This is a genomic window from Polaribacter sp. YIW18, from assembly GCF_057219325.1.
Genome location: NZ_JBXVVE010000008.1, coordinates 84,190 through 96,262, shown reverse-complemented (window position 1 = coordinate 96,262; position 12,073 = coordinate 84,190). Strand labels below are relative to the sequence as shown.

8 protein-coding genes and 1 pseudogene are annotated in these 12,073 nt (G+C 31.1%); 6 read left to right on the top strand and 3 right to left on the bottom strand.

What is annotated here, in order from left to right:
• Positions 1–174 precede the first annotated feature (174 nt).
• Together AC2D6T_RS09660 and AC2D6T_RS09655 are read right to left on the bottom strand one after the other, a co-directional pair.
• Complete coding sequence (locus AC2D6T_RS09660; RefSeq protein ID WP_484681342.1) at positions 175–333, bottom strand: hypothetical protein; 159 nt, start codon at positions 331–333, stop codon at positions 175–177.
• A gap of 99 nt (positions 334–432) precedes the next feature.
• Positions 433–699 (bottom strand): annotated as a pseudogene (locus tag AC2D6T_RS09655) (nuclease-related domain-containing protein); the annotation flags it as partial.
• A gap of 335 nt (positions 700–1,034) precedes the next feature.
• On the opposite strand from AC2D6T_RS09655, the gene AC2D6T_RS09650 reads away from it, so the two are divergent.
• Positions 1,035–1,640, top strand: coding sequence for a recombinase family protein (locus AC2D6T_RS09650; protein ID WP_484681341.1), 606 nt, complete (start codon positions 1,035–1,037; stop codon positions 1,638–1,640).
• Between the two features lie 160 nt (positions 1,641–1,800).
• On the opposite strand, the gene AC2D6T_RS09645 is transcribed toward AC2D6T_RS09650, so the two are convergent.
• The gene (locus AC2D6T_RS09645) at positions 1,801–3,312 is read right to left on the bottom strand and encodes a hypothetical protein (RefSeq protein WP_484681340.1); all 1,512 of its coding nucleotides are present in this window, start codon (positions 3,310–3,312) and stop codon (positions 1,801–1,803) included.
• A gap of 488 nt (positions 3,313–3,800) precedes the next feature.
• Here AC2D6T_RS09645 and bglX point away from each other — a divergent pair, with 488 nt between their 5' ends.
• The 5 genes from bglX to porL all read left to right on the top strand — a co-directional run bounded on the left by bglX (position 3,801) and on the right by porL (position 12,069).
• Positions 3,801–6,107: a beta-glucosidase BglX gene (gene bglX / locus AC2D6T_RS09640; protein ID WP_484681339.1), complete on the top strand. Its 2,307-nt coding sequence runs from the start codon at positions 3,801–3,803 to the stop codon at positions 6,105–6,107.
• Between the two features lie 120 nt (positions 6,108–6,227).
• Entirely contained in the window at positions 6,228–8,729 is a 2,502-nt protein-coding gene (gene topA, locus AC2D6T_RS09635) for a type I DNA topoisomerase (protein WP_484681338.1), read from the top strand.
• A gap of 35 nt (positions 8,730–8,764) precedes the next feature.
• A complete protein-coding gene (locus AC2D6T_RS09630) occupies positions 8,765–9,925 on the top strand; it encodes a formimidoylglutamase (RefSeq protein ID WP_484681337.1) in 1,161 nt (386 codons plus the stop codon).
• 104 nt (positions 9,926–10,029) lie between these two features.
• Positions 10,030–11,391: a T9SS ring complex lipoprotein PorK/GldK gene (gene porK, locus AC2D6T_RS09625; protein ID WP_438989139.1), complete on the top strand. Its 1,362-nt coding sequence runs from the start codon at positions 10,030–10,032 to the stop codon at positions 11,389–11,391.
• 33 nt (positions 11,392–11,424) lie between these two features.
• Entirely contained in the window at positions 11,425–12,069 is a 645-nt protein-coding gene (gene porL / locus AC2D6T_RS09620; protein ID WP_484681336.1) for a type IX secretion system motor protein PorL/GldL, read from the top strand.
• Positions 12,070–12,073 lie beyond the last annotated feature (4 nt).

Sequence of the window (12,073 nt, the reverse complement as noted above, 5' to 3'; positions counted from 1 at the left end):
TTTAATGATTAATTCAGTTTTTAATATTAATATAAAGAATTATATTTTTACAATTATTAAGTTAATTAGTATGTTTTTATCTAAGAGATAAAAAATCTACATCGATAAAAATTTAGATATGGTGTATCAAATACTAAATTGAAAAGTTGGAGCTACAAGAAACCTCTTAGTATATTATTTGAAAATCCTTTCTTTACCAACCATATCCTTTATGTTTTCAATATGTTGTTTTTGGTAATCAGTATTCTCACCCAAAGAAACTAATTGTTTTAATGTATCTACAACCTCTCTTTTATTGGTGTATTGGGTAGGTTCATTTTCTTTTTTAATCAAGTTAAGAACCTCGAAAACCCTATGAGATTTAACTAAATAAGTTCCCTTTGGAACATAGTTTATTTCCTTTAATTCACAATCACCAAAGAATACAATTAATGAGAAAAAGGGAATCTTTTCAAATTGTTTGAGTGTTTTTCTTAACTCTGAAATATGGTTGTTATTTTGTTTGATTGGATTGTAGAATTTATACTTTTTCCTACCATATGAAAGAACTTTTATCCAAATAGTATTGTTTCCACTTCCATATATCCATCCACTATAATCCCTTACTTCAATAACAATGATTCCCTCAGAGGTTACTAAAACTAAATCTATTTGTGAAAACTCACCATTATCTTTTTTAATGATTAAATCGTGGTAAATGGTTACAGGTGGAATTCCACTCTACAATAATTGTAATATCAAAAACTTTTCAGAAGGTGTTCCTCTACTCAATGATGTAACTGAACTAATAAGTTCTCTTTCCTTCTTTCTACGATTGGATTTTATAATACTCGAGATTATAAAAAAACCAATTACTATTGATATTACTATTGTAAGTTCCACGATTGAAAAATACTAAAAACTATTTTAACTACTGAATAAATCTTGAACCCCACCTCACTTCCCTTTAATTTATACAATAAAAGGTATCACTTTATTTGTTTGTCCGAATAAAAAGTGGTATCTTTAAGTGTTGAATATAAAAGGAATCAGTTATGGTAATAAAATACAATAGAACATCAACCATTAACCAAAAAGGTGAGAGGTTTAAGTTAGATAAAGAAAACTATGATTTAACCATCAATGATTTTGGTATAAGTGGTAAAATACCCTTCAATAGAAGAGAAGGTGGCTCTAAACTGATTGAGTTAGTTAAGGAAGGTAAAGTAACTAAGATAGTATTTGAGGATTTGTCAAGATGTGGTAGAACCCTAAAAGATTCCATTAACACATTAGATTACTTTTTTGAGAATAGTGTTATAATCAAGGTTAGAAACATTGGTATTGAATCTCACACTCCTAATGGTGAGAAGAATCCTATGTGGAATATCGTTACTTCAATCTTATCCTCAGTCTATGAGATGGAGAGAGAACGTATTCTTGAGATTACTGAGATGGGTAGAAAACAATATGTTCTTAATGGTGGTAAATTGGGAAGAAAGATTGGTTCTGAAGAATCTGAAATGGTATTCCTTAGAAAACCACAAACTAAATCCATCATTAAGTTTCTAAAGATGGGTAAAACAAATAGAGATATCATTGGGAGGTTGAATTGTTCTCCTAAAACTATAACTAAGGTTAGAAAACTTGTAGAATGTTAAGCAAAGAAAGAAAAAAGGAACTCCGAAGAATCTATGAAGAGAAAATCGGTAAGGAGTATTTAGAGGAGTTGGAGAAACAACCCTCAGTAAGTTGGTTTGAATATGTTGAACTAAAATCTAAGTAGATTGGTTATTTGGATACCGTATCCAAGTATCCATTTTATTTGAACTTTTTCAATAACTCCTTTTGTGATACTTCTTTGAAGTGATTGAATTTTTCTTTCATGTTATCACGGATATAGAATTTCTCCATTGTAACGATATTATGACCTGTGATTTGAGCTATCTGAAATGGTGTTCTATCACTTTTAGTTATTGAATCCGAAACGAAGAATCTTCTCAAATCATGAGAAGAGTTAATTCCCAACCTATCCCACTTGTTTACCAACACCATTTCAGTTTTGAATTCATTCATGTAGTATGTTTTACTTCGTTTTGAATTTGGTGAAGATTTATGATTTGGTGATGGAAATAGGTAATAAGAATCAGGGAATAGTTCCATACATATATCAATGAAGGGTGTATCCCAATATAATGGATTACCTTTTTTATCTAATACACACTCTGAAACTTTTAATAGTTCTTCTGATGGAGGTTTTACCCAAGTTCTAATCTTATCTGTGAAAGGAACACTTCTATCTTTATTTTTAGATTTCTTAATATAAATTACCCATCCATCTTCTTCTTTCTCCCAATAACTAGCCATTTCATTTGGATAGTTTGGGATATGAAAATCATTATAAACATCTCTATTTCTATATGAGTAAAATACTTCCGCCAATCGGAATCCCATTCTGATTTGTAAATACGAAATGAAATAAACAATATCCCTTCCAATCATATGAGGAGGTTGGTTTATTTTTCCATTCTTATCTCTGATTCTATCTAATTTCCCTTGATTTTCACAGTACCCTTGATATATATTCTGAAGTTTCTTATTACAAGTTTGGTAGGCTTCTTTGTAATATGAACTTCTGAATATTTTCACTTCTTTTGGAGTTGGGTCTCCAAGTTTCGTTTTTAGAAGTTCGTTTTGTAATTTAACTGTGATTGGATGGGATGGAAAAATATCAGCTCCATCTATTAACTTATCCATACATAACCAATCAAGGAAGTACCTAAGTGTTTGGATTTGACCTTTGATTGAGGATCTTTGTAAACCTTTATCTTTTAGATATAAGATGTATTTTAGATATACATCCTTCATATCATTGGTTGGAACAATATTTAATCTAATACCGTTCTTTTCACTCCACCTTCCAAATCTTTCAATAGTATTACATCTTCCAGATTTTACTGATGAGGTTAGTGTTTTACTTCCTTCTATATATCCTTTATATTGAGTAATATATGTGTGTAGATAGGATTTATTTCGAATACCCATCACGAATTTAGAACGAAGTTTTTCGGTTAAAACATTTGTAGCATATTCGAAAGAGGTTTCATTTGGTTCTAAATCTTTAGGTGTAACAGAACAAAGATATTTATCTCTCCCTTTAACATTAGTTGATAATCTGTAATACCAAAAATATTTTCCTTTATGTTTTCTCAACATAAAATAGCCTGGATAATCGGTTCTTAAAAGTGAATTTGTTTTGAGGGTAAATTTCTCTAAATCCTCACTCCAACCGAAACTTTCTTTAAGTTGTTTATTGGTTAATTTAACTTCCATCCATTATCTCTGTATAGACACAAAGATAAGTAAAAATTATAAATGGTGGGAACTTGGTGTGAACTATATTTTATAGGTACTTAACTTATTGATTATCAGTACTATTTTGACACAACTAACATCCTATAAAAAGCTTTTTAGTATTTTCCTTTTTATTTTCGGTTACAAGGGCTTTTCCTTGTATTTTTTCGTCTATTACCTTTTCAACTGTTTTCATATCTAAAAAATGAATTGCAAATATACAACCAAAAAAGAAATTTAATGACATATTGGCAGAAAACAAAAACTCCTTTTTAAAATAAAGTGAAATAAAATTTTTTATGTATTCATTCTTTTTTCGGCAGTCATTTATTTGATAATATTAAATTTGATGAAAATATTTGTTCATAAGAATTGTATTTTTGCTTTCTTGTAGATAAAAATTCTTATTCTTAAAAGTAATTATTGTTTTTAGTTTTCTAGAATTTTTACTAATAATTTAATTTAAAATGGCAAACATAAAATCAATACTTTTAACAACATTACTCGTAATAATTACTTTTTTTAATTGTAAAGAATCAGATAAAATGATGGTAAATTCTAGTTTAGATAATCGTATAGAACAAAAAGTAGATTCTGTTTTAAAATTAATGACGCTGCAAGAAAAAATTGGACAAATGGTACAATATGCTGCTGGAGGAGATTTGACAGGGCCATCATCATCTAGAAGTAATAAGACGAAAGCCGAAAAAATAAAAAAAGGATTGGTTGGTTCTGTACTAAATGTAGTTTCTGTTGAAGAAGTTAGAGAAGCACAAGAATTAGCAATGCAATCGCGTTTAAAAATCCCTTTAATTTTTGCTTATGATGTGATACATGGGTTAAAAACAATTTTTCCCATTCCCTTAGCAGAAACAGCTAGTTGGGATTTAGAGTTGATAAAAAAATCTGCATCAATTTCTGCAAAAGAAGCTGCAGCAGTTGGTTTAAATTGGACATTTGCGCCAATGATAGATGTTTCTAGAGATGCAAGATGGGGTAGAGTTATGGAAAGTGGAGGAGAAGACCCTTATTTAAATGCTGTAGTTGGTGTAGCAAGAATAAATGGTTTTCAAGGTGATGATTTATCAGATACAAATACAATTGCAGCCTGTGCAAAACACTTTGCAGGTTATGGTTTTGCAGAAGCAGGTAGAGAATATAATACAATAACTGTTGGAGAATTTGAACTACACAATTCAATTTTGCCACCCTTTAAAGCAGCGGCAAAAGCAGGTGTTGCTACTTTTATGAACGCTTTTAATGATATTGATGGCATACCTGCAACTGGGCATAAAATTTTACAAAGAGATATTTTAAAAGGAGATTGGAATTGGAATGGTTTTGTAGTTTCAGATTGGGGTTCTATTGGCGAAATGGTAATTCATGGTTTTGCAGCCAATAAAAAACATGCTGCAGAAATTGCCTTAAAAGCAGGTTCTGATATGGATATGGAATCTTATTCTTACGAAGGTTATTTGGAAGAATTAGTTTCAGAAAATAAGAGTTATTTAAATTATATAAATGATGCAGTAAAAAGAATTTTACGATTAAAATTTCAATTAGGTTTGTTTGATGATCCTTTTAAATATATTGATAAAGAAAGAGAAAAAAACAATATTTATACAAAAGAGCATTTAACAGTTGCTAGAGAAGCTGCAAAAAAATCGATAGTATTATTAAAAAATGACAACAATCTTTTACCTGTTTCTAAAAGCGTAAAAAGTATTGCAGTAATTGGCCCTTTTGCAGATGATAAAGATAATCCTATAGGTAATTGGCGTGGAAAAGGGGGTTACAATTCTGCTGTATCATTATTAGAAGGAGTAAAAGCAAAAGTGAGTAAAAATACAAAAGTTTATTACGAAAAAGGAATCGACTTAACCATACCTACTGTAAAACCTGGTCAAAATCAATTTATGATTCCACTTAAAATTAATACAGAAAATAAAACAGGAATTGACAAAGCAGTTGCCATTGCAAAAAAAGTAGAAATTGTTTTTTTGGTGATTGGTGAAGATGCTTATCAGTCAGGAGAAGGTAGAAGTGCCACTAATATTGGTTTTGCTGGTTTGCAAAAAGAGTTATTACAAGCAGTTTATAAAGCAAATAAAAATATCGTTTTAGTACTGGCTAATGGTAGACCTATGGATATTTCTGAAGCTAATAAAATTCTTTCTTCAATTTTAGTTACTTGGCATTTAGGCTCAGAGTCTGGTAATGCTATTGCAGATGTTTTGTTTGGCGATTATAATCCGTCAGGAAAATTGCCAGTATCTTTTCCAAGAAATGTTGGGCAAGAGCCTTTTTATTACAATCAAAAAAATACAGGAAGACCTTATAACGATAGGGACGTAACGTATTCAGGCTATACAGATTCTAAAAAAACACCTTTGTATCCTTTTGGTTATGGATTAAGTTACACTACTTTTTCTTATAATAATTTAAAAGTAGACAAAGAAACGATCACTGCAGATGGTACAATCATACTTTATGTTGATGTAAAAAATACAGGAAAAGTGGTTGGAGAAGAAGTTGTTCAGCTTTACATAAGAGATTTAGTAGCGAGTGTTATTAGGCCTGTAAAAGAATTAAAAGGTTTTCAAAAAATAAAATTAAAAGCAGGAGAAACTAAAACAGTTCATTTTACAATCGATAAAGAAGTGCTACAATTCTATACTATCAATAGAAAATGGGAAGTAGAACCCGGAGAATTTTTACTTTTTGTGGGCGGAAATTCGTCAACAGAGATGAAACAAAAGATAGTTGTACAGTAATTTTTGTCTTAAAATTCTTGTAAAAATTAACTAATAAAAAATTAATAAAAAAAAACTGCATACTTTTGCAGTTCAAAAACACGCAGTTTACACTGCCAGAATTACGACAAAAAAATATACATGGCAAAGAATTTAGTAATTGTAGAGTCACCAGCAAAAGCAAAAACCATCGAGAAATTTCTTGGAAAAGATTTTCAAGTAGAATCTAGTTATGGGCATATTGCAGATTTACCTTCTAAAGAATTGGGTATAGATGTAGATGGTGATTTTAGTCCTAAATATATAGTTTCTGAAGATAAAAAACCCGTTGTTAAAAAGTTAAGAACGTTAGCAAACAAAGCAGATATTGTATGGTTAGCAAGTGATGAAGATAGAGAGGGAGAAGCAATTGCGTGGCATTTAAAAGAGCAATTAAAATTAAAAGATGTCAATACAAAACGCATTGTTTTTCATGAAATTACCAAAAAAGCCATCTTAAAAGCAGTCGAAAATCCTAGAGATATAGACTACAATATGGTAAACGCACAACAAGCACGTAGAGTTTTAGATAGGCTTGTTGGGTACGAGTTATCGCCAGTTTTATGGAGAAAGGTAAAAGGAGGCTTGTCTGCAGGTAGAGTACAATCTGTAGCAGTGCGTTTAATTGTAGAAAGAGAACGTAGCATACAAGAATTTAAACCAGAAACACATTATAAGGTAGTTGCAGAGTTTTCAAATAAAGAAGGCAAATCGTTTAAAGCCACCATTCCAAAAAATTTCGACTCTAAAAAAGCAGCAGAAGATTTTTTAAAATCTTGTGCAAATGCTGATTTTTCTATTGCAGATTTAACAAAAAAACCTGCCAAAAAATCGCCAGCAGCACCTTTTACAACATCTACTTTACAACAAGAGGCGTCGCGTAAATTAGGTTTTCCTGTTGGAAAAACCATGCAAGTTGCACAACGTTTGTACGAAGCTGGTTTAATAACTTATATGAGAACAGATAGTGTAAACTTATCTGTAGATGCTAGAAACGAAGCAGAAGAAGAAATCACCAATTATTACGGAAAAGAATACAGCAAACAACGTGTTTTTAAGTCGAAAGCAAAAGGTGCACAAGAAGCCCATGAAGCAATTAGACCAACCAACATGAAAATGCATGCAATAGATACAGAGTATGACCAAAATAGATTGTACGATTTAATTTGGAAAAGAACTCTGGCTTCTCAAATGAGTGATGCACAATTAGAGCGTACTAATGTAAAAATAGAAAACTCAGAAAATAGTAAGCTTTTTACTGCGAATGGAGAAATGATAAAATTTGATGGTTTCTTAAAAGTCTATTTAGAAGGAAATGACGACGAAGATGGAGAAGAACAATCAGGTATGCTACCAAACCTAAAAGTAAAAGATCAATTAAATTATACTTTTATAAATGCAACACAGCGTTTTACAAGTCCACCGTATCGATTTACAGAAGCATCTTTGGTAAAGCAATTAGAAGAATTAGGTATTGGTCGTCCATCTACTTATGCACCAACAATTTCTACCGTACAAAGAAGAGGTTATATAGAAAAAGGGCAAAATGAAGGTATTGAAAGAGAATATCAACAAATTATTTTAAAAGATGCCAATGTTAAAACGCAAACGTTAACAGAAAAAACAGGTTCAGACAAAAATAAGTTGGTACCAACAGATATAGGTAACATTGTAAACGATTTTTTAGTAGCTAATTTTTCTAATATTTTAGATTTTGGTTTTACAGCCAAAGTAGAAAATTCTTTTGATGATATTTCTGAAGGTGATGAAAACTGGACAGAAATGATTAAAGATTTTTATACCAAATTTCACGACAATGTAGAAGATGTGAAAGAAAATGCTGATAGAGAAAGTGGAGAGCGTATTTTAGGCGAACATCCAAAATCGGGTAAAACAGTTTTAGTACGTTTAGGTAAATTTGGCCCAATTGCACAAATTGGGGCACCAGAAGACGACGAAAAACAATTTGCAAGTTTAAATAAAGATCAAAATCTTGGCACTATAACTCTAGAAGAAGCTTTAGAATTATTTTTATTACCAAAAAGTTTAGGAATTTATGAAGGAGAAGAAGTAATTGTTTCTAATGGACGCTTTGGACCTTACATTCGATTTGGAAAAATGTTTGTTTCTCTAGATAAAGGAGAAAACCCTATGGAAGTAGATTTGCCTAGAGCTCAAGAGTTAATTGTTGCAAAACAAAAAGCAGATGCACCCATAGCGCATTACGAAGATTTGCCTGTACAAAAAGGAGTTGGACGTTTTGGGCCTTTTTTAAAATGGAATGGTATGTTTATCAACGTAAATAAAAAATACGATTTTGATAATCTTACAGAAGCTGATATTGAAGAGTTGATAGAAACCAAAAAGCAAAAAGAAATCGACAAAGTAATTCATCATTGGGAAGATGTTGATATTCGTGTAGAAAAAGCAAGATGGGGTCGTTTTAATGTGTTAAAAGGTAAAATTAAAATAGAATTACCTAAAACTACAGCGATAGAAAAACTTACGAAAGACGAAGCTGTTAAAATGATTGAAGCAAAAACACCAAAGAAAAAAGCAACAAAAAGAAAAACATCAACAAAAAAAACCACTAAAAAGAAATAAGGATTTCTTATATTGCAGTTGTTTTATAATATTATATGAACGCAGACTTTTTATCCCCCATAAAAGATTCTGTTGTGGCGCATTTAGCATCACAGCAAGACAAATCTTTGGGTAATTTTATACGTTTTCATACAGAAGAAGGTGGTTTGCCAGATTTAGGAAATGTAGAAATTGCAATATTCGGTGTCCAAGAAGATAGAAATTCTCAAGATAATTTTGGATGTGGAGAAGACTTACACTTCATTAGAAAAAAACTATATCAATTATTTCCTGGTAATTGGCATACAGCCATTGCAGATTTGGGCAATGTAAAAAAAGGAAACACAGTTTCAGATACTTATTTTGCTGTAAAAGAAATAGTTACTACGCTTTTAAAACAAAATGTAATCCCCGTAATTATAGGTGGTGGACAAGATATCACATATGTAAATTATAGAGCTTATGATAGTTTAGAGCAAACCGTAAATATAACTACTGTAGATAGTAGATTCGATTTGGGTAATTTAGAAGACGAATTAACCTCACAATCTTACCTTAGCAAAATCATCATGCAAGAACCCAGTAATTTGTTTAATTATTGCAATGTTGGGTATCAAACATATTTTAACTCGCAAGAAGAAATAAATCTTTTAGATAATTTATTTTTTGATGCCTACAGGTTAGGAAATTCAAAAGAATTAGAAAGTGTAGAGCCCGCTTTTAGAAATTCAGATATTGTTTCTATAGACATTGGTGCAATTCGTCAAAGTGAAGCACCAGCAAATAATAACGCTTCTCCAAATGGTTTTTTTGGTGAAGAAATTTGTGCAATTGCAAGATATGCAGGTATAAGTGATAAAGTTTCGTCTTTTGGAATTTACGAGTATAACTCTAAACAGGATAAAAATCATCAAACAGCCCATTTAATAGCGCAAATGATATGGTATTTTATAGAAGGAGTTAATTTTAGAGTAAAAGATTATCCGTTTTCTGGTAAAGAAAATTATCAAAAATTTACCGTCTTGTTAGAAGATGACGATCCGCTTACGTTTTATAAAAGCAATAAATCTGGCAGATGGTGGATAGAAATAAATATTTTATCAAATAATAAATACAAAAGACATGCGTTAGTACCATGTACATATAAAGATTACACAGAAGCAACAAAGCAGGTTATACCAGAGAAATGGTATAAAGCAATGAAAAAAATGGTGTAATTGATTAAAAAATAAAATCCGATACGTTAAATGCGAATTCAACATTGTTTTTTAAAAAAAAAAATAATAGGTTTACGAACTTTTTAGTAAAGATATATCAGAATATGAAGAAAGCAGCATTATTTGCACTTTTAATAATAGTATTTTACAGTTGTGGCTCTAATGATAGGGGAGAATTGGTAGGTGTAAAAGTCAAGAAAAAATGGTTTTCAGAAAAACCATATGGTATGACTTTAATTCCTGGTGGTTCTTTTACTATGGGTAAGCAAGATCAAGATATTATTGGTACCATGAATGCACCAACAAAAACAGTTACTGTAAGACCTTATTACATGGACGAAACAGAAATTACCAATAGTGAGTACAAAGAATTTGTGCATTGGGTTAGAGATTCTATTGTGAGAACAAAATTAGCGTACCAAGCAGAATTTGCTGCAATGGGTGCAAACCCAAGTCCAGATGACACACCACTTTCTGGGGGTATACACGATTATGCTTTTGCAACAGTAGATACTACAGATGCCTCACCATACCAAAAATATATGTACGAAAATTATTGGAGTTTCGATTCTATTAAACCCTTGAATTGGGAAACAGAATTGGTTTGGAAAAAAGAAGATTATCCAGACATAGATTATGTAGAAGTCATGGACTCTTTATACATTTCTAGAGAAGAAGCAGTAGATGGTATTAGAACATTTAATACAAAATTTTTAAAATACAGATATTCTTGGTTTGATAGAGACAATGCTGCAAGAAAAGGAGGGAATAGAAGAGAGTATATAAAAGATACAACTTTTTATATTTACCCAGACACCACAGCTTGGGTTAAAGATTTTAATTATTCTTACAATGACCCAATGCACCAAGATTATTTTCATCATCAATCATATGGAGATTATCCTGTGGTGGGTGTTACTTGGAATCAAGCAAACGCTTTTTGTAACTGGAGAACAAAAAAGAAAAACGATTATTTAAGAGGTAAAAAAAACGTAACACAAGTTCCAGATTTTAGATTGCCTACAGAAGCTGAATGGGAATATGCTGCAAGAGGAGGTTTAGAATTTGCAACCTATCCTTGGGGTACAGGAAGTACAACAAGTGATAGAGGTTGTTTTTTAGCAAACTTTAAACCAGTAAGAGGTAATTATGCAGTAGATGGTGCTTTATATACCATGGAAGCAAAATCTTTTAACGCAAACGATTATGGCTTATACAATATGGCTGGTAATGTTTCTGAATGGACAAATACAGCTTACAACTTGTCTTCTTACTATATGGCCTCAACTATGAACCCAAATTTAGAAGATAGAAAAAATAAAAGAAAAATTGTACGGGGAGGTTCTTGGAAAGATGTAGCCTATTTTTTAGAAGTAAGTTCTAGAGATTATGAATATGTTGATACAGCAAGAAGTTATATCGGTTTTAGAACCGTACAAGATTACATAGGAACAACTAAAAAATAATAAAAATACCCTAAAAATAAATTAAAAAAAATCATGGCACAATCAAAATCATACAAAAAAATAATGAATTTCGTTTACGGAATGGGAGCAGCAGTAGTAATTATTGGAGCCCTATTTAAAATTCAACACATATCATTTGGGTTTTTAACAGGAGGTGTAATGTTAACTCTTGGATTGGTAACAGAAGCTTTAGTATTTGCAATATCTGCTTTTGACCCACCAGAAGAAGACTTAGATTGGTCTAAAGTTTATCCAGAATTGGCAGATGGAACTCTATCGTCAGAAAAAGAAACGACGAAATTAGGAGCAGATGGTATGTTGTCTCAAAAATTAGACAACTTGTTACAAGAGGCTAAAATTGATTCAAGTTTAATGGAAAGTCTAGGCGCTAGTATGAAGAATTTTCAAAATGCAGTTGAAGGTTTATCTGCAGCATCAGAATCTGTGGCATCTACAAATAAATACAATGAAGAAATGTCTAAAGCTGCCTTACAAATGGAGTCTTTAAATAACTTGTATAAAGTACAAGTAGAAAATACAAGCAAACAAGCAGACTTAAATACAGCTGTTGTAGAAAATACAGAAAAATTAAAAGAACAAATGGATGCTTTGGCACAAAACATGTCTTCTTTAAATGGAGTTTATGGTGGTATGCTTTCTGCAATGTCTACAAAATAATAAT